The 19,359-nt window shown below is 71.9% G+C and carries 16 protein-coding genes; 5 read left to right on the top strand and 11 right to left on the bottom strand.

Translation table 11 applies throughout. From position 1 onward, the window contains the following. Positions 1-8: 8 nt before the first annotated feature. The 9 genes from ACWF79_RS07625 to ACWF79_RS07665 all read right to left on the bottom strand — a co-directional run bounded on the left by ACWF79_RS07625 (position 9) and on the right by ACWF79_RS07665 (position 9,699). On the bottom strand, positions 9-1,556 hold the full coding sequence (locus tag ACWF79_RS07625; protein WP_453727120.1) for a peptide ABC transporter substrate-binding protein: 1,548 nt from the start codon (positions 1,554-1,556) through the stop codon (positions 9-11). After that, positions 1,553-2,851: a hypothetical protein gene (locus ACWF79_RS07630; protein ID WP_453727121.1), complete on the bottom strand. Its 1,299-nt coding sequence runs from the start codon at positions 2,849-2,851 to the stop codon at positions 1,553-1,555. Before ACWF79_RS07630 ends, ACWF79_RS07625 begins: the two co-directional genes overlap by 4 nt. Positions 2,852-3,000: 149 nt before the next feature. Then, positions 3,001-4,347 (bottom strand): ATP-grasp domain-containing protein, encoded by a 1,347-nt coding sequence (locus ACWF79_RS07635; protein ID WP_453727122.1) that lies wholly within the window; start codon positions 4,345-4,347, stop codon positions 3,001-3,003. Continuing rightward, positions 4,344-5,558 (bottom strand): ATP-grasp domain-containing protein, encoded by a 1,215-nt coding sequence (locus ACWF79_RS07640; RefSeq protein WP_453727123.1) that lies wholly within the window; start codon positions 5,556-5,558, stop codon positions 4,344-4,346. Before ACWF79_RS07640 ends, ACWF79_RS07635 begins: the two co-directional genes overlap by 4 nt. After that, on the bottom strand, positions 5,558-6,880 hold the full coding sequence (locus tag ACWF79_RS07645) for a hypothetical protein (RefSeq protein ID WP_453727124.1): 1,323 nt from the start codon (positions 6,878-6,880) through the stop codon (positions 5,558-5,560). Before ACWF79_RS07645 ends, ACWF79_RS07640 begins: the two co-directional genes overlap by 1 nt. A 54-nt stretch (positions 6,881-6,934) precedes the next feature. Further along, positions 6,935-7,276, bottom strand: coding sequence for a hypothetical protein (locus ACWF79_RS07650; protein ID WP_453727125.1), 342 nt, complete (start codon positions 7,274-7,276; stop codon positions 6,935-6,937). Continuing rightward, entirely contained in the window at positions 7,273-7,476 is a 204-nt protein-coding gene (locus ACWF79_RS07655) for a hypothetical protein (RefSeq protein ID WP_453727126.1), read from the bottom strand. The genes ACWF79_RS07650 and ACWF79_RS07655 overlap by 4 nt, the downstream gene beginning before the upstream one ends. A 5-nt stretch (positions 7,477-7,481) precedes the next feature. Further along, on the bottom strand, positions 7,482-8,777 hold the full coding sequence (locus ACWF79_RS07660) for a cation:proton antiporter (RefSeq protein ID WP_453727127.1): 1,296 nt from the start codon (positions 8,775-8,777) through the stop codon (positions 7,482-7,484). A gap of 91 nt (positions 8,778-8,868) precedes the next feature. Beyond that, a complete protein-coding gene (locus tag ACWF79_RS07665) occupies positions 8,869-9,699 on the bottom strand; it encodes a HalD/BesD family halogenase (RefSeq protein WP_453727128.1) in 831 nt (276 codons plus the stop codon). Between the two features lie 433 nt (positions 9,700-10,132). Between ACWF79_RS07665 and ACWF79_RS07670 the strand changes: the two genes are divergently transcribed. From ACWF79_RS07670 to ACWF79_RS07680, 3 genes are all read left to right on the top strand, one after another. After that, positions 10,133-11,506: an FAD-dependent oxidoreductase gene (locus ACWF79_RS07670; protein WP_453727129.1), complete on the top strand. Its 1,374-nt coding sequence runs from the start codon at positions 10,133-10,135 to the stop codon at positions 11,504-11,506. Between the two features lie 193 nt (positions 11,507-11,699). Continuing rightward, positions 11,700-13,529 (top strand): LuxR C-terminal-related transcriptional regulator, encoded by a 1,830-nt coding sequence (locus ACWF79_RS07675; RefSeq protein WP_453727130.1) that lies wholly within the window; start codon positions 11,700-11,702, stop codon positions 13,527-13,529. A gap of 85 nt (positions 13,530-13,614) precedes the next feature. Continuing rightward, positions 13,615-14,994, top strand: a complete 1,380-nt coding sequence (locus ACWF79_RS07680) for an FAD-binding oxidoreductase (protein ID WP_453727131.1) — start codon at positions 13,615-13,617, stop codon at positions 14,992-14,994. 1 nt (position 14,995) lies between these two features. Here ACWF79_RS07680 and ACWF79_RS07685 read toward each other — a convergent pair whose 3' ends face one another. Both ACWF79_RS07685 and leuA read right to left on the bottom strand, forming a co-directional pair. Further along, the gene (locus ACWF79_RS07685; protein WP_453727132.1) at positions 14,996-15,688 is read right to left on the bottom strand and encodes a TerB family tellurite resistance protein; all 693 of its coding nucleotides are present in this window, start codon (positions 15,686-15,688) and stop codon (positions 14,996-14,998) included. A 234-nt stretch (positions 15,689-15,922) separates the two neighbouring features. Beyond that, a complete protein-coding gene (leuA, locus tag ACWF79_RS07690) occupies positions 15,923-17,680 on the bottom strand; it encodes a 2-isopropylmalate synthase (protein WP_453727133.1) in 1,758 nt (585 codons plus the stop codon). 321 nt (positions 17,681-18,001) lie between these two features. Between leuA and ACWF79_RS07695 the strand changes: the two genes are divergently transcribed. Beyond that, entirely contained in the window at positions 18,002-19,069 is a 1,068-nt protein-coding gene (locus ACWF79_RS07695; protein WP_453727134.1) for a M4 family metallopeptidase, read from the top strand. Between the two features lie 12 nt (positions 19,070-19,081). Continuing rightward, a complete protein-coding gene (locus ACWF79_RS07700) occupies positions 19,082-19,345 on the top strand; it encodes a protealysin inhibitor emfourin (RefSeq protein ID WP_453727135.1) in 264 nt (87 codons plus the stop codon). Positions 19,346-19,359: the final 14 nt, after the last annotated feature.

Consider the following 19,359-nt stretch of genomic DNA (forward strand, 5'->3'; position numbering starts at 1 on the left):
GGTCCTCCTCATTTCTGTGCCTGCTTCTCGATGCCCGGGTAGTCGGGCATACCGTTCCATGTGAAGGTCACCGACACGTCCTCGCCCCGGCCGCCCGCGTGGACGTAGTCCCACAGCGGGATCACCGGCAGGTCGCGCAGCAGGACGCTCTGCGCGCGCCGGACGTGGGCGTCGGCCTCCTCAAGGCTCGCGGCCGCCTTGGCCCCCGCCATCTCCGCCTCGAACTCCGCCGACCGGTAGCCGACCTCGTTGGCCGGCGCACCGGCGCAGAAGAGCGGGGCGAGGAAGTTGACCGGCGACGGGTAGTCGCCGCGCCAGCCGGTACGGAACGCCGACCGCAGCGTTCCGTCGGCGATGCGGTCGCGGATGCTCTTGAACGTCGGGTGCCGCACCGTCGCGACCTCGATGCCGAGCACGTCGCGCAGCTGCTCGGCGACCGCGTCGATCCAGAGGTCGTAGCCGCCGCTCTCGTTGTACGCGATGCGGAACACGCCCTCCCACGCGGACAGGGCGTCGGCCTCGGCCCACAGCGCCCTGGCCGCGTCCGGGTCGTGGGTCAGCACCTCCGCGCCGGGCAGGGGCCGGCCGGAGCCGGGCAGGGCCCGGGCGGTGAAGTCCGCCGCGGGCGACCGGGTGGAGTGCAGCACCCCTTCGGTGATCCGCGCACGGTCGACGGCCCGCGAGATCGCGGCGCGCCGCAGCGCCCCTTCCGCTCCGCCGAAGTGGGGCAGGTCCAGGGGGACGGCGAGGTGGTTGTTGAGCGCAATCGGCCGGGACACCGCCCGCGGCCCGAGGTCCTGGTGGTACGTCGGCAGCACACTGTCCGGGACGCTGTCCAGGACGTCGAGGCGGCCGGCCAGCAGGTCGGCGTAGGCGTCGGTGAGACGGTCGTAGAAGACGAAGGAGATCCCCTCGTTGCGGGGCGCGTCCGGGCCCCGGTACGCGGGGTTCGGGACCAGGTCGACGCCGTCGTGATGCCGCCAGGCGCCCTCCCCCGCCATCATGTACGGCCCGTTGCCCACCGGGTTCTCCCCGAACGCCTCGGCGCCCCGCTCGAAGAACACCCGTGGCAGCGGGCGCGCGGGCAGGCAGCCGAGGCTGCGCGGGAAGTCGTGGTCCGGCCGGCCGAGGGTGACGGTGAACGTCAGGTCGTCCCGTACGGCCAGCCCCGTGAGGGTGCGGGCCCGGGGCGGGTCCGCGGCCACGTCGGCGTACCCCTCGACGGCGGCGAAGAAGCCGCGCTGCGCCTGCCGGTGAGTGGAAAGGGCCGCGTGGTTCCAGGCGTCGACGTAGCTGTGGGCGGTGACCGGCGTGCCGTCGGTGAAGGTCCAGCCGGCCCGGAGGGTGATCGTGTAGTGGCGGTGGTCGTCGGTCCGCAGGGTGTCCAGCATCGCGGGGCGCAGCTCACCGTCGGCGTCGTAGCGGTACAGCCCGGTGAAGAGCTGGTCCACGATGCGACTGCCGTGGCCCTCCACGGTGTCGCAGGGGACGAGACCGTTCTGCGGCTCGGCCCCGTTGACCCGGACCGGCCCCGCTCCGCCGGAACGCGCCCTCACTCCGCCGCCTTCGAAGACGCGGCCGCATTCGGAGAATCCGCCATGTTCGGAGAATCCGCCGTGTTCGGAGAATCCGCCGCCTCCGGGGACTTCGCCGTCCTCGGGAGCAGGCCGGCCGCCAGGCTGAGCAGACCGGCGGCGAGGAAGCCGTACGCCGTGTACGCCACCGGGACCAGGCCCGCCAGGGCGAGCCCCAGGGTGCCGACGCCGACCTTGATGCCGGCCATCGTGACGAAGACGGACTCGCGCAGGTCCGGCGGGGAGGCCTCGCGCCGGACGGCGAGGGCGGCGGTGTTCAGGAGGGACTGGCAGCCGCCGACGACGAGGAAGGCGACCCCTGCTTCCCAGACCCCGGTGAAGGCGGGAACCACCATGAAGACGCCGCTGACCACCGCGGACCACTTCGCCGTCCTGACGACGTCGAAGGCCAGCGGCCGGGCGATCAGCCACGCGGCGACGAGCAGCGAGCCGAGCCCCATGACGGAGAGCAGCAGCGCGCCGACCGAGGCGGGCAGGTCCTCGCGGCGGGCGAAGGTGGTGGAGAGCACGATGAGGCTGCCGTAGCCGATCACGTTGCCGTAGGTGATGACGACGATGTCCCGCAGCTGCTTGATCCTGACCATGGCCAGGAGCACGTTCCGCATGGACGCGCGCGCCCTCGACGCCCGCTCCGTCTCCTGGAGCGGCAGCGCGGCGGTCAGCGCGGCCGCGACGGCGGCCAGCGCACAGAGGGCGTAGACGGTGGCGAGCGGGGAGACCACGGCGGCCACGGCGCCGACCAGGGAGTTCCCCACGCTGTTGCTGATCGCGTAGGTGAGGGAGTCGGCCGACTGGGCCCGCCGTTGGGCGCGTTGCCGGGCGGGCACGAGGGCGCTGAGGTGACTGCTGAGGCCGCCGGTGACGATGGGTCCGAGGAATCCGGTGACGGCCAGCGCGCCGGCCGCGAGCAGTGTGCTGCCCCGGTCGATGAGCACGCCCGCGGCGCCGAAGGCCACGGCGAAGAGGGCGAAGGACACGCACAGGCCGCTGCGGGCGGAGGGCATCAGCGACAGGAACCGGGCCGAGAGCGGGCCGAGCATGTGCGGGACGGTCAGGCAGGCGGCCAGCAGACCGGCGGAGGCGGCCACTCCCCCGCCGCCCGTGCCGGACGCGCTCAGGGCCAGCAGGACGACGGCGGCGGCCGTGCCGGCGTCGGAGGTACGGATGGCCAGGGCGGCGGTGTAGTACGCGGCCAGGCCGGCGGGCCTCGGCGGGCCCGCTTCCGTGGTCTCGGGCTTCTCTAGGACCTGGGTCATGTCGCTGCCTCGTTCGGGGGGTTGGGGTGGGTCGGGGGGCTGAGGTGGGGGTGACGTGGGTCGGAGGGTCCGGTGCGCGGCTGTGGGCCGGCTCCCGCCGCCCCCCGGTGGCGGGAGCCGGGGCCTGTGGGGGCGCGCCCGTGAGGGCGTCAGTGGGCGGAGGGCGCCTCGGCGACCGCGCGGTGGGTGAGGCACCACTCGCCGATGGCCCGGTAGGTCTCCGCGAACCCCGCGTCGTCCTGGGCCTCGACGACGAACAGCTGGACGGCGTCGACGCTGGAGCTGGCGCCCTCCCGGGACCTGCCGATGCCGCCGAGCACGTCGTAGCCGACGACACCGGGCAGGGCGCACCGCTCGGGCACCGTGAGGAGGCGACCCTTGGGGGCGTACTCGAAGTACCAGCCGAACCGCGCCGACGGCTCGGGCTCACGGACGTCCGCCAGCACCTCGTCCGCAAGGCCGCACTGCAGAAGCGCGTGCGCCTTCGTCAGGTGGACGCCGATCGCGCGCTCGGAGCACTTGCGGACCCCTCCGCCGCCGGTGCGGCTGCCCACCTCGCAGAAGTACACGTCACCGGCATCGGTCACGAAGAACTCGGCGTGGAAGGAGCTGCCTCCGGTGTCCGGCAGAGCGGCGACGGCCCTGCGCGCCTGGTCGACGAGCAGCTCGTACCGCTCGCTGCCCGGCTCGACCATCGTCGAGGTCATCGAGCGCGAGCTCTGGTGGGCCAGGGCGTTGGAGCCGTAGGCGGAGACGGTGACGCCGTGGATCGCGCCCCCGACGGTGAGCCCGTCGACGTGGTACATCGCGCCGTCGACGTACTTCTGCACCAGCACCGGGCGCGCCCAGGTCAGTGGGTGGGAGCGCAGCCAGCGGTCGACGTCCTCCTGGTCGCGCAGGACGAGGGTGTCGACGGACGCGGCGCCGTCCACGGGCTTGACGACCACGGGCAGTCCGAGCTCGCGGACCGCGGCCGCCACCTCGAAGGAGGTGGACGCCACCGCGTGGGCGGGCACGTGGACGCTGTCCGCGACCCGCTCGTACATCCGGCTCTTGACGCGGTACGCGAGGGCCGACTCGACGCTCTGGCCGGACCGGACGCCGAGGAGCTCCCGGATCCGCGCGGCGCAGATCAGCCCGAACTCGTCGAGGCAGACGACGTGTTGGACGCCGTACCGCTCGTGCCAGGCCAACGCCTGCTCGACGGTGGCGTAGTCGTCGAAGACGTCGTCGATCCAGCGCCACTCCTCGGCCTCGGCCACGGCCGCCGCGAAGGCCGCGTGGTGGAGGAGGTTGGTGGCGTTGCGGGAGGCGATCAGCAGCACCCGGAAGCGGTCGGAGAGCCAGGAGACCACCGGAACGCTCTTCAGGTCGTAGCCCGTGAGGACGAGAACGGTCTCGCGGGAGTCGGACGCGCCGTTCGTGGTCGCGTCGTTCGTGGCCGTGCTCTCCGCGAACGCGCCCGTCGCGGACACGCCGTTCGTGGTCGTCGTCATGCCGCCACCGCCTCGGCGGCGCGGGTGACGGCGGCACCGAGCAGGGAGTCGAGCTCCTGCTCCGAAGCGCCGCGTACCAGGACGAAGCCGTCGAGGTCCACGGAGGACATCTGCCGCCCGGCCGCCGCCGTGCGGTGCATGCGCTCGCCGACGAGGTTGGCGTCGGGGATGCCCGCCCGGACGGTGAGGGGGTCGCAGGCCTTCGGCACGCCCACCCAGCCGACCAGCGGGCGGGCGGGGTCGACCGCCGGGGTGGGGTCGGGGACGTCACCGCCGAACGTGGCCGCCAGCAGCAGCTCGAAGGTCCTGACGCCGAAGTGGGCGTCGACCTGGTCCACGATGCCCAGGCCGCCGGGCCTGGCCGCCACCTCGCACAGCACCGGGCCCTCGGGCGTGTCGAAGGCCTCGCAGTGGAAGTAGCTGTGGATGCCGGGTTCGAGGAGCCCCAGTTCGGCCAGGACTCCGCAGGTGAATCCGTCGAGCCGCTCGGCGAGCGGGGATGCCGGGTCGACCATGCGGGTGGAGACGGCCGTCGAGAACTCGAGGATGTCCGAGCGGTACTTGCTGACCGTCCGCAGCCGGATCACACCGTCCAGGACCAGGCCGTCGACGTGGTAGAGGTCGCCGGCCACGAACTCCTCCGCCTCCAGATGGGCCGGGGTGTAGAACGTGGTCCGCAGCCCCTTCGCGAGCAGCGCGCGCAGGGCCTCCTCGTCCCGTACGACCATGGCGCCGATCGAGCCGCCGCCCATGCGCGGCTTGACCACGAACGGGTAGCCGAACGTGGAGGCCGCCTCCATCAGGTCGAGGGCGCTGTCGACGGGCAGGAACCGGGGCACCCGGAATCCCGCCCGGCCCACCGCCTCCTTCATGAGCACCTTGTCGCGGAAGAGGCGCGCGGTCGGGTACGTGATCCCCGGTATCCCGTACCGGGTGCGCAGCCGCGCGGCGCGCTCCATGTCGACCTCGGAGAGCGCGACGATCCCACGGCAGTCGGTCGACTCGATGATCCGTGCCGCGTCGAACTCGACGAGTTCGTTGGTCTCGTAGTGGGCGTACGCGCGCACGCGGTCGGGGGCGACGCCGCCGGTGGTCCGCCGCAGCTGGCTCTTGGACTCGTGGCAGAGCAGCCGCATGTCGAGCCCGGCGGGGAGCGTCTCGTACGAGAACTGGGTCAGCGGGTGCCGGACGAAAGCGATACCGGTGGCCATCACGCCCCCAGCTGCTGGGCGTAGGCGTGGTCGGCGACGAACGCCTCGGGCTGCTTCACGTAGCGGTCGGACCCGGTGAACAGGTCCTTGATCATGCGGCTGTAGTTCACCGTCGTGTCGTGCATCGAGTAGTACATGTCCCAGGCCCACAGGCCGGCGAAGAAGCGGCCGTCGCGCTCGAAGTGGATCTCGGGGAGGAAGGTGGTCCACTCGAACGCCTCGACGGGCGAGCGCCGGAAGGGGGAGCCGCCGATGAGGTCGACGACCACCGAGCCGCGCCGGACGTGGTTCTCGACGTGCCGGTCGGTCAGGATGAACGCGGTCTCGCCGGGGGTCTCGGCGCCGTTGATGACCAGGTCCGCGGAGTCCAGCCACGCGCCGAGGGCCTCGGGGGCGGTCTGCTCACGGCCGAGGACGGTGAACTCGACGCCCGCCGTGCGCAGTTGCTCGAAGGCGCCCATGGAGACGTTGCCGTAGCCGAGGACGACGGCCCTGGGGTTGCGGCCGTGCTGGGCGCGGAACAGGCCGACGCCGTAGCGGGTGGCGCCGATGCCGACCTCCCGGGTCTGGCCGACGGCCCGGGTGGACCGGGTCAGCTCCTCGGTGACCAGGGCGTCGTCGGCGACCGTGTCGGAGGGCGTGTCGAGGTGGCACAGCTCTCCGTCGGCCGTCCGCACGTAGGAACCGGAGCGGGTGACGCACAGGTGGGAGGTGGCGTCCAGGTCGCCGGTCCGCGAGGCGTCCTCCAGGCCCTCCCGGAGGGCGCCGACGTGCAGGGGCCCGTGTCCGCGGCGCATCAGGACGCGCAGCAGGCCGTTGACGTAGTCCTGGTCGGCGGCGTCGAGGACGTGGACGCGCGGGTGGGGGCCCAGAGCGCCCTGCTTGACGCGGGCGCCCGCCCGGATGCCGGCGAGGAAGCGTTCGGAGGGCTCCTGCGTCTTGCGTACGCCTTCCATGGCGATGACCGTGACCTGGCGCTCGGCCAGCTGCGCGGTGCGCTCGGGGAAGCAGTACAGGTGCGCCATCGTGAGCATGATCGTGCCGGGGGACATGTGGCCGATCTCCTCGGCGGTGGCGCCCTTCAGCTTGACGATCAGGTCCTTGTCGGCGTAGCAGGCGGGGCCCTGCTCGACCCGGGCGCCCTCCATCTCGTACTGGTTGTCGAGGTAGCCGATGCCTTCGCCGAGGCCGCTCTGGACGACGACCTCGAAGCCGGCGTCCAGGTAGCCGCGGACGTGGGCCGGGACGAGGACGGTACGGCGGTCCTGGCCGGCCGGGTCCTCGGTGCAGGCGCTTTCTCGGCCGAAAAGAAGGGTGGTCATGGGTGGAGGAGTCCTGTCTGTGGGAGAGGAAGGGTCGGGACGCGGCGGGGGCCGTCACTCCAGTCGGCGGAACTCCCCGCGGATGGCGTCGATGTCGGAGACGATCAGCGCGACGACGTCCTTCGGGGTCGCCTCGCCCGGGACGCGCCGCGTCCAGGTGCGGTCCTTGCCGGGTCCGTCGTGCACGGCCCGGAAGTGGAGGCGGCCGGAGTGCCGCAGGTCGTGCAGGTTGACGCGGAGGGAGATCCGGGCGAGCCGGACGTGGACGTCGTCGCCCAGGCAGGTCCAGCCGACGAGCCCCTCGATCCGGGCGTTCGCGAAGTGGCCTGCCAGCTGGGGGGCGTTGCCCTCGATCCGGTAGCCCTGGCTGTTGGCCGTCGTGGCTCTCGGCTTCACGAGGCGGCTCCGCCCCGGTGCCGCAGGCCGGCCGCCGCCCAGTGGGCCAGTACCTTCTGCGGGTTTCCCGCGGCGAGGGCGGCGAGGAGTGCGGAGACCTGCCCTTCGTCGCGGACGACGTCGAGGGTGCGGCAGCCGTACGTGATGTGGACGGCGCCGTCCTGACGCCGGTGGTAGCCGAGGAATCGTGGAGTGGGCATGGTGATCACCTGCCGAGGGCCGGTTCGACGGCCCTCGGCTCTTCCTTCAGGGGTACGGAGGTGGTGGCCCGCGCGGGCCCGTCGGCGCGCAGTACGCGCAGCAGCGGACCGGCCATGGCGGTGGTGACGAGCGCCATCAGCACCATGACGGTGAACAGGTCGGGCCCGATGAGCCCCAGTTCGAGGCCGATCCCGAGGATCACGATCTCGGTGAGGCCGCGGGTGTTCATCAGGGCACCGAAGGCACCGGCCTCCCGCCAGCTCATCCCCCACAGCCGGGCGGGGATCGAGGCGCCGGCGAACTTCCCGACGACCGCGGCCGCCAGGACGGCCAGCAGGACGAGCAGTCCGGACCAGCCGAGTCCGGTGACGTCGACGGAGAGACCGGTGACGACGAAGAAGACGGGCAGGAGCAGCCCGGTCACCTTCTCCAGCGGGACGGCGACCTGTTCGTGCAGGCGCGGGGCCGACCGCCGGGGCATGGCGAGGCCGAAGGCGAACGCCCCGAAGATGGCGTGGATGCCGATCCAGGTCGTGACCACCGAGGACAGCAGCGCCCCGGAGCTGATCACGGCGAGCAGGACGGCGCCGTCCGCCCGGCCGTAGGAGCCCGCCAGGACCCGGCCGAGCAGCGGACGGACGAGGAAGGCCATGGCAAGGCCGTACGCCACGGTGAGCGCGACCACGGTGCCGAACTCCCCCGTGCCGCCGGCGCCCGCGAGGGCCACGACGAGCACCAGGACGCACCAGGCCACCACGTCGCCGATGGCGGCGCAGGCCATGGCCAGGGCGCCCACCCTGGTCCGGGACAGACCACGGTCACGGATGACGCGCGCGAGGACCGGGAAGGCGGTGATGGAGAAGGCCGTGGCGAGGTAGAGCGTGAAGGTGCCGGCGCTCACTCCCGCGGGGGCGGCGGAGCCGTACAGGACGGCGGCCGCGCAGGCCCCCAGGGCGAACGGGACCACCATGGCCGCCCCCGCCATCGAGGTCAGGGCCGCGCCCCGGCCGCGCAGCCGGCTCAGGTCCAGCTCCCAGCCGGCGAGGAACATGAACAGCACCAGGCCGACCTGGGCGACGACGGACAGAAGCGGGCGCGCCTCCGGCGGGAAGAGAAGCCGGGGAAGATCGCCGGGGAGCAGCCCGAGCAGGCTCGGCCCGAGCATGATGCCCCCGGCGATCTCCGCGACGACGGGCGGTTGGTGCAGGCGCCGGCTCAGCCGCACCATCGCGGCGCCGGCCACCAGGACGATCGCGATGTCGGCCAGGACGATCGCGTCGAGCGGCAGGGCGTCGGCCATTGCCATCTCTCCTTCATGAAGGGCTGGGGGGAGACCGGCGGGCCACCCGGATGCGTCCGGACGGCCCGCCGGGAGGAGGCGCGGTGCGCGCTCAGTCCGTGTAGACGGCGTTGGTGGTCTCGTAGGACTTCTCCTCCAGCCAGTCGCGGAAGCTGGCGAAGGTGAGGTTGATGATGATGCGCTCGACGCCCTCGGTCTCGATCGGGACCGTGCGGTGCAGGCTGGTGTCCGTCTTGAAGATGTAGGACTCGCCGGCGCCGTGGTGGTACGTGCGGATCGTGCCCTCGGCGAGCCGCTCGTGGACGGCCGGGTCGGCCTTGTCCCAGGCGGTGTGCGGGCAGGACTGGAGCATGCCGCCGTGCTCGATGGAGGGGGCCTCGGCGATGAAGATGAAGGCGAACTCGTGGTCGCCCCAGTGCCAGCCGTGGGTGTCGCCGACGCGGTTCTGGTGCGTGCCGGTGATCTTCTCGTCCTCGAAGGTGGCGTCCAGGATCGGGGTCTGGACGACGGAGGAGAGAAGCGAGCGGAATTCCGAGGAATTGTAGAGGGCGGCGAAGAGCTCGCTGTGCTCCTGGAAGAGCGAATTGGGCAGGCTGCCGAGGCGGCGCGGGGTGTTTCCGGTGACCGGCACCTTGATGTCGATACGACGGGTGTTGGTGTCGGCCAGTTTGCGGGCCTCGGCACGCAGCGCGGTGACGAGGTCGGCCGGAAGGAGGGCGGTCGTGCGGGCGTAGTGCTCCATGGAGTACTGCTTCTTCGCGGCCGCGAGCGCCTCGGCCACCTGGCCCTTGTTGCGCGCGAGGGTCGCGTCGATCTCCGCGATCCTCTCGCGGTCCACGTAGGAGCCCGGGATGTTGCCCGCCTCGAGAAGCTGCTGGGCGGCGGAGCGGGTCGCGGTGATGCTGTCCACGGGAGCGTCCATGATCGTCACAGGAATGGCCTTTCAGAAATGAGGGTGAAGTCCGCGCCTTGCGAAATTCGACAGAATTGTCAAGTCCGTTCAGGAGAAGGGTGCACAAGCCTCGACTCCTCACCGGAATTCGATGTCTTCGCGGCGACGAATGGAATAGTGCGGGCGACACTCGCGGGGGGTCAACGAAAAGGTGCCGCACTGCTGAACAGGCGGGAACGGGCGCGCCTCGGAATGCTCAACTGCGGACCGGTCGGCAGTTGAGCACCCCGGAAGGGCGGCTCCCCGCGGACCACCACCCGGTTAGACAGCCTTTGACCACCCATAAGCCAGCCTTATGAGGTCATAGACCGGGGGCGGGTACCACCACGCTTCAGGCGTTATTTAGGGTGACCTAAGTGACGACACCCCTCGTCGTCACGTCGTTTTGCGAAGGGAACCTGACATGCCCCGCCCCCTCCGGGTCGCGATCGTCGGCGCCGGCCCCGCCGGGATCTACGCCGCTGACGCGCTGCTGAAGTCCGAGGCCGCCGCCGAGCCGGGCGTGTCGATCGACATCTTCGAGCGGATGCCGGCCCCCTTCGGTCTGATCCGGTACGGCGTCGCGCCCGACCACCCCCGCATCAAGGGCATCATCACGGCCCTGCACCAGGTGCTCGACAAGCCGCAGGTCCGCCTCTTCGGCAACGTCGACTACGGCACCGACGTGCACCTGGACGACCTGCGTTCGTTCTACGACGCCGTGGTCTTCTCGACCGGCGCCATGGCCGACCGCGAGCTGAAGATCCCCGGCGTGGAGCTCGACGGCTCCTTCGGCGCCGCCGACTTCGCCTCCTGGTACGACGGCCACCCGGACGTCCCCCGCACCTGGGAGCTCTCGGCCGAGAAGGTCGCCGTCCTCGGCGTCGGCAACGTGGCCCTCGACATCGCGCGCATCCTCGCCAAGACGGCGGACGAGCTGCTGCCGACGGAGATCCCGCCGAACGTCTACGACGGGCTGAAGGCCAACAAGGCCGTCGAGATCCACGTCTTCGGCCGCCGTGGCCCCGCGCAGGCGAAGTTCAGCCCGATGGAGCTGCGCGAGCTGGACCACTCGCCGAACATCGAGGTCATCGTCAACCCCGAGGACATCGACTACGACGACGGCTCGATCGCCGAGCGCCGTAAGAACAAGCAGACCGACATGGTCGCCAAGACCCTGGAGAACTGGGCGATCCGCGACGTCGGCGACCGCCCGCACAAGCTCTTCCTGCACTTCTTCGAGTCGCCCGTCGAGATCCTCGGCGAGGACGGCCAGGTCGTCGGCCTGCGCACCGAGCGCACGGAGCTGGACGGCACCGGCAACGTCAAGGGCACCGGCACCACCACGGACTGGGACGTGCAGGCCGTGTACCGCGCCGTCGGCTACCTCTCCGACGAACTGCCCAAGCTGCCCTGGGACATCGCCAGCGGCACCGTCCCCGACGAGGGCGGCCGGGTCATCGAGGAGGGCGGCCGGCACCTGGCGTCGACGTACGTCACCGGCTGGATCCGGCGCGGCCCGGTCGGCCTCATCGGCCACACCAAGGGCGACGCCAACGAGACGGTCGCGAACCTGCTGGACGACTTCGCCAACGGCCGGCTGCTCACGCCCGAGACCCCGGAGACGGACGCGGTCGTCGCCTTCCTGGAGGGCAAGGGCATCACGTACACGACGTGGGAGGGCTGGTACGCCCTCGACGCCGCCGAGAAGGCGCTGGGCGAGCCCCAGGGCCGCGAGCGCGTGAAGATCGTCGAGCGCGAGGACATGCTCCGCGCGAGCGGCGTCGAACTGGGCTGACGGCGGTCGCCGGAGGTCCCGGCAGTTTCCGGCCGTTCACGGCGGTCGCCGGAGGTCCCCGGCAGTCCCTGGCCGTTCACGGCGGTCGCCGGCCGTTCACGGCGGTTCCCGGCGCCAGGGCGGGTCGCCCCGACCCGCCCTACCCTGGAAGGACCGGAGGGGCGTGGAGGGCCGGGAAGGGAAGTGAGCGGCCGTGACTGCCGTCCCCGTCGAACAGGCCACCGCCGTCGGCCGGGCACGGGCCGCGGCGGCCAGGGAATCGTGGGCCGAGGCGTACGCCCTGCTGTCCGAGGCCGACCTTCACCCCCTCGACGCGCTGACCCCGGGCGACCTGGACCTGCTCGCGGACGCCGCGTGGTGGACGGGCCACGTGGACGAGTCGGTCGCCGCCCGGCTGCGGGCCCACGCGGCGTACGTGGCGGCGGGCGACCACCGGGGCGCGGGGTACGTGGCGTGGTGGCTGCACTTCGAGTACCGCTCCCTGGGCCGCCCGGCGGCCGCGGCGGGCTGGCTGCACCGGTCACGGCACCACCTGGAGCACGTGCCTGACTGCCCCGAGCAGTGCTTCCTCGCCTGGACGGACGCGGAGGAGGCCCAGGAGCACCGGGACCCGGCCGCCGCGCTGGCCGCCACGGAGCGCATGTACCGCATCGCCGCCGCGTCGGGCGACCCGGATCTCGTGGCCCTGAGCCTCCAGGCCCGGGCGGCGGTGCTCCTCGCGGAAGGCCGCAGGGCGGAGGGCATGGCCCTGCTGGACGACGCCATGGTCGCGGTCCTGGCAGGCGAGTTGAGCGGTACGTTCACCGGCTTCGTCTTCTGCCTGGCGCTCACCCAGTGCATGGAGGCGGCGGACTTCGCCCGCGCCGTGGAGTGGACGGACGCGGCGATGGCCTGGTGCGAGGCGCCGTGGTCCCAGCACATCCGCCCACCGGAAACGCCGGCGACCGGCCCGGCCACCGCCGCGGACGCCGGGACGCGGCACCCGGGTTCCGACGGCGACGCCGCCGGGACACCGTCCCGGGGCTCCGTCGCGGACCCCGGGCCACCGGCGGCGACCGCCGCCGCGGCCCTCACCGACAACCCCTTCCGCGGGCTGTGCCGGATCCACCACGTCGAGGTGCTCGATCTGCTCGGCGCCTGGACGCTCGCCGAGGACGAGGCCGGGCGGGTGTGCACCGAGGTGATGGTGGACAGCCTGGACGTCGCCGCCGAGGCGTACTACGAGGCCGGGGAGATCCGCCGTCGCCAGGGGCGCCTCGACGCCGCCGCCCTCTCGTACGCGCACGCCCATGAGCTGGGCCTGGTCCCGCAGCCCGGTCTCGCGCTGCTCCGGCTGGCGCAGGGCAAGGCCGACGCGGCCGTGACCGGTCTGCGCCTCGCCCTGGCCTGCGACGCGCGCCACGGCCTCCTGGGCCGGGCCCGACTGCTCGCCGCGCAGACGGAGGTGGCCCTGGCCGTCGGGGACGTGGACGGGGCCGAGGCGGCGGTCGTGGAGCTGGAGGGGCTCGCCGATGGCGGGGGCGCCCCGCTCCTGGCCGCCATGGCCGACACCGCGCGCGGCGCCCTCGCGCTCGCGCGGCACGAGCCGGCCCTGCTGCCGCTGAGCCGCGCGCTGGCGGGCTGGCTGGACTTGCGTGTGCCGTACGAGGCCGCGCAGGTACGGATGTTGCTCGCGGCCGCCGACCGGGCCGCCGGTGACGAGGAGGCCGCCCGGCTGGAGCTGACGGCGGCGCGGGCGGCCTTCGAGCGGCTCGGCGCGCTGCCCGACGCCCGCCGCGCGGCGGCCCTGCTGGCGAAGCGGCGGCGCCACGCGCTGCCCGGTGGTCTGACCGCCCGGGAGGCGGAGGTGCTGCGGCTGGTCGCCGAGGGCGGCACGAACCGGGACATCGCCCAGGCCCTGGTGATCAGCGAGCACACGGTCGCCCGCCACCTGAACAACATCTTCGCCAAGCTGGACGTGACCTCGCGCACCGCCGCCACGGCCTACGCCTACGCGCACGGCCTGGCCCCCTCCCGTACATAGGCCGTTTCACCCATGCCCGGCCCACGCCCGGAAGTGGGTGGTTCGAGCGATGCCGGAGCCGTTCCCCGAGGCCTAGAACGGGCTCATGGACACCACACAGACCCTCCCCGGCTCCCTCGACATCCTGCGCGGCTCCGTCCGAGGTGACGTCATCGTCCCCGGCGACCCCGCCTACGACGACGCCCGCCGGGTCTACAACGCCATGCACGACCGCCGCCCCGCCGTGGTCGTCCGGGCCGTGGACGTGGGCGATGTGATCGCCGGCGTCTGCTTCGCCCGGGACCACGCGCTGACGCTCGCGGTCCGGGGCGGCGGCCACGCCGTCGCCGGGTACGGCACCGTCGACGGCGGGCTCGTCGTCGACCTCTCCCGGATGCGGTCGGTCCGCGTCGACCCCGTGGCCCGTACGGCCCGGGCCGAAGGCGGCTGCACCTGGGGCGACTTCAACCACGCCACGCACGCCTTCGGTCTGGCGACCACCGGCGGGGTCGTCTCCAGCACCGGCATCGCCGGGCTCACCCTCGGCGGCGGGATGGGCAACCTGGCCCGCCGCTACGGGCTGAGCTGCGACAACCTCGTGGAGGCCGACGTCGTGACCGCCGAGGGCACCCTCCTCACCTGCGACGCCGAACGCCACCCCGACCTCTTCTGGGCGCTGCGCGGCGGAGGAGGCAACTTCGGCGTCGCCACCTCACTCGTCTACCGCCTGCACCCCGTGTCGGACATCCTGGGCGGCGTCGCCTTCTATCCGCTCGACGGCGACGTGGCCCGGCGCTGGCGCGACATGATCACCACCGCTCCCGAGGAGCTCAACGCGATCTTCGTGATGGTGCTCGGCCCCGACCTGCCGTTCCTGCCGGAGCGCTGGCACGGCCGCCCGGTGTGCGCCCTGCTGACGTGCTTCAGCGGTCCCGCCACCGAGGACGAGAAGGTCCTGGGCGTGCTCGACGACCTGGGCCCGGTCGTCGGCCGGTTCGTGGAGCGGATGCCGTACCCGGTGGTCAACACGCTCTTCGACGAGGACCTGCCGCCGGGGCTGTACCACTACTGGAAGGGGAACTTCAGCCGCGACCTCAGCGACGGCGCCATCGACGTGCACATCCGCTACGGGGAGACGATGCCCTCGATGGAGAGCGACACGGCCCTCTTCCCGATCGACGGTGCCTGCCACCGGGTCGGCCCCGAGGACACCGCGTTCGCCTACCGCGACGCCTCCTTCTCGGCCGCCTTCGGCACGACGCACACCGACCCCGCCGACAACGAGGCGAACATCGCCTGGACGCGGGCGTACGACGAGGCGCTACGGCCGCACACCCAGGAGGCCGGCTACGTCAACTTCATGGACACCGACGACCAGGACCGCGTACGGGCCAACTACCGGCAGAACTACGACCGGCTGCGGGCGGTCAAGCGCCGCTACGACCCCGACAACCTCTTCCGCCTCAACCACAACATCGCGCCGTAGCTCAGAGCAGGGTCCGTGCCTCGGTGAGCAGGCGGGCCGTGTCGTCGGCGCAGAGGGCGAGCGCGTTGCCGACGGTGTTCAGGACCTCCCGTTCGGCCGGGCTGTACGCCCCGTCCGCGAGTGCGATCCGGGCGCCCTGGAGCAGGATCGACTCCCGCCCGGAGGCGGCCAGGTGCGGGGCGAGCGGCTCAAGGGCCTCGTGCAGCTCGATGGCGAGGGCCGCGCCCCCGCAGTCCGCGTCCGGCAGGAACCGGCCGGTGTCGGCGGCGAGCGCCTCGACCAGGTCGGTGAGCTGGACGCCGGTGCACTCGTCGTACCCGGCGGCGCGGACCGCCGCGACGGCGGTGTCCACGGCCGTACGGGACGAGGTGCCGCCGGCCGCGAGGACGGCGAGGGCGACGGTGTGCACGGCGTCCCGCAGCATCGCGCCGAAGCGGCTCGTCGTGGGGTGGTCGAGCGCGTCGGTGCCGAAGTGCGTGTGGCAGGCGGCGCATTCGACGACCGGGCCCGCGTGGCCCCGGGGCAGCAGCGGCACGCCGAGGACGGCGAACCGCCGACGTCCGGTCCGGCGGCGGTAGTTGCGGTCCCCGCCGCACTCCTCGCAGAAGAACTCGCCGTCTCCGACGGTGTTCCAGGAGGTACGAATGCCGCAGAGCGTTACTTTTCGTCCGCGTGACTCCCCTGCAGACAGCACGCCGCACCTCCCTTGACGAACCGGCGACTTTGCCGACGTGGGGAGTGATGTTAGCCACATCCTTGATGTGGCGTCAGCACCCCGTCAGCAGATCGCCATCGACTTGGCCGAGACGCGACACCGGAAAACGGGCCTGTCCTGGTGGACGGGCCCGCCTTCCGGTGCGGCTTCCTCAACTAGACCTGAAAGGGTGACGGGGACCGCGGCCGCCGGCCCGCCACACGGTCGCCGCGGTCAGCGCGAGGCGCGGTTGACCGCCGAGATGACGGCCTTCAGCGAGGCGCGGGTGGTGTTGGCGTCGATGCCGATGCCCCACAGGACCTTCCCGTCGATGGCGCACTCGATGTACGAGGCGGCCTGCGCGGAGGCACCCTCGCTCATCGTGTGCTCCTGGTAGTCCAGCAGCCGGGCGTCCACGCCGATCGCCTGCAGCGCGGCGAAGAAGGCGGAGATCGGACCGTTGCCGGAGCCGCTCAGGACGGTCTCGACGCCGTCCACGACCGCCTCGACGGTCAGGGTGTCGGTGCCGTCGGTGTCCGAGGTGGTCTGGCCGGAGCGCAGCTGGATACGGCCCCAGGCGTTGTCCGGGTTCGGCAGGTACTCGTCCTGGAAGACCGACCAGATCGCGGCCGGGGTGACCTCGCCGCCCTCGCTGTCCGTCTTCTGCTGGATGATCTTCGAGAACTCGATCTGCATCCGACGGGGCAGGTCCAGCTTGTGGTCGTTCTTCAGGACGTACGCGATGCCGCCCTTGCCGGACTGCGAGTTGACCCGGATGACGGCCTCGTAGGAGCGGCCGACGTCCTTCGGGTCGATGGGCAGGTACGGCACCGCCCACTCGATCTCGTCCACGGTCTTGCCCGCGGCGGCCGCGTCGGCCTCCATGGCGTCGAAGCCCTTCTTGATGGCGTCCTGGTGGGAGCCGGAGAAGGCGGTGTAGACCAGGTCGCCCGCGTAGGGGTGGCGCGGGTGGACCTCCATCTGGTTGCAGTACTCGCTGGTGCGACGGATCTCGTCGATCTGCGAGAAGTCGATCTGCGGGTCGACGCCCTGCGAGAACAGGTTCATGCCCAGCGTCACCAGGTCGACGTTGCCGGTGCGCTCGCCCTGACCGAACAGACAGCCCTCGATGCGGTCGGCACCGGCCATGATGGCCAGCTCGGCAGCGGCCACGGCCGTGCCGCGGTCGTTGTGCGGGTGGACGGAGAGGCAGATGTACGGGCGGCGGGTCAGGTTCCGGGACATCCACTCGAACCGGTCCGCGTGCGTGGACGGCGTCGAACGCTCCACGGTGGCGGGCAGGTTGAGGATGATCTCGCGGCCCTCCTCGGGCTGCCATACGTCACAGACCGCCTCGCAGACCTCCAGGGCGAAGTCCAGCTCGGTGTCGGTGAAGATCTCGGGGCTGTACTGGTAGCCGAAGATCGTCTCGTCGCCCAGCAGCTTGTCCGCGTACTCCATGACCAGCCGCGTGCCGTCGACGGCGATCTGCTTGATGTCCTCCTTCGAGCCGCGGAAGACGACCCGGCGGAAGGTGGGCGCGGTGGCGTTGTACAGGTGGACGGTGGCGCGCTTGGCGCCGACCAGGGACTCCACGGTCCGCTCGATCAGGTCCTCGCGGGCCTGGGTCAGGACGGAGATGGTGACGTCGTCCGGGATCGCGCCCTCTTCGATGATGGAGCGCACGAAGTTGAAGTCGGTGTCGCCGGAGGACGGGAAGCCGACCTCGATCTCCTTGTAGCCCATGCGCACCAGCAGGTCGAACATCTCGCGCTTGCGGGCGGGGCTCATCGGGTCGATCAGGGCCTGGTTGCCGTCGCGCAGGTCGGTCGAGAGCCAGCGGGGGGCCTTGGTGATGCGCTGCTCGGGCCAGGTGCGATCGGGGATGTGCACGGCCTCGTACCGGCCGTACTTGTGGATCGGCATCCCGGACGGCTTCTGCATCTGGGTGGCGTTGGTGATGGGCGTCGGGCGGCCAACGGGCTGGGACATCGCGTACGGCTCCTCGGGTTCTGCGGGAGTGGGGGTCGCCCCTGCTCATGAAGAGCTCGGGGGAGGCCGACTTCGACGCAACACCAGGTCCCGCGGGGAGGGGGTCGGCCTACGACTACAGGCCCTCGCCGCGGCAGCTAAGGAGAAGCAGCCCGAAACGCATGATGGCCGCAGCCTAGCTCAGGTCCGCGGAGCGCGGACATCTTGTTCCAGTATGCGGGACGGCCGGGACGATAAAACGAAAGCGTGACGAATCACTCCATTTCGCGGATCATGGTCGCATGTAGTGACAGTCGTGTGACCCAGTGCCACATTGCTGGCATGACCTCCCACGCGTACGCATCCACCCACCCGGTGTTCTGCACGATCGTGCCGCCGCACCTGCTGGAACACCTCGCGGCCTCCGCCGACCCGGCCGTCGCGGCCGTCGCCCGGCGCACCCTGGTCGCCGACGCGGCGAACCGGGCCGGCCGCCTCCTGGCCCGTCCGGCCACCGCTCCCACCGCGACGCCGGCCGAGCCCGCCCGCCCCCGGCGCACGATCCACGACGCCCAGGGCTCGACCGAGCTGCCGGGCGTCGTGGTGCGGGAGGAGGGCCAGGAGGCCACCGGGGACGCGACGGTCAACCGCGCGTACGCGGGGCTCGGTGCCACCTTCGACCTCTTCCTGAAGGCCTTCGGCCGGGACTCGATCGACGGCGCGGGGCTGCCGCTGCTCGCGACCGTCCACTACGACCGGAACTACGGCAACGCCTTCTGGAACGGCGAGCAGATGGTGTTCGGCGACGGGGACGACGAGATCTTCCTCGACTTCACCCTTCCCGTGGACGTGATCGGCCACGAGCTGGCGCACGGCTTCACGCAGTACACGGCGAACCTGGAGTACTTCAGCCAGTCCGGCGCGCTCAACGAGTCCGTCTCGGACGTCTTCGGCTCGCTGGTGAAGCAGTACGCGCTCGGTCAGAGCGCCGACCAGGCCGACTGGCTGATCGGCGAGGGCCTCTTCCACCCGAACGTGCAGGGGACGGCGCTGCGCTCGATGAAGGCGCCGGGCACGGCGTACGACGACGACGTCCTCGGCAAGGACCCGCAGCCGGGCCACATGGACGACTACGTCCGCACGAGCCGGGACAACGGCGGGGTCCACATCAACTCGGGCATCCCGAACCACGCCTTCTACGTGGCGGCGACGGAGCTGGGAGGCAAGGCCTGGGAGCGGGCCGGGCAGATCTGGTACGACGTGATGACGGGTGGGGCGCTCACCCCCGAGACCCGGTTCTCCGAGTTCGCGGCGGCCACGGTGGCGGCGGCGAAGGCGCGCTACGGCGAGGGGGCGGAGATCCAGGCCGTCCTGAAGGCCTGGGAAGCTGTCGGCGTGCCGACGGACTGATAGACCAGGGGCATGCGTATTCGAGTGCGGCGCACCGGCGGCTTCGCGGGCATCGAGCGGTCGGCCGAGGTGGACACCTCCGGCCGGCCGGACGCCGGGGAGTGGCAGGCCCTGGCCGTCACCGTCGTCCAGGAGGGCGACGGTGACGTACGGGGCGTGCCGGACGGCTTCTCGTACGAGATCACGGTCGACGGCGAGACGGTCCGCTGCTGCGGTCCCCGTCTGTCGGCGTCGCAGCGCGCCCTGATCGAAAAGGTCCTGAAGGAAGGGGCCTAGCCCCCGCCCTGCCG

The organism is Streptomyces sp. NPDC054975, from assembly GCF_053609105.1.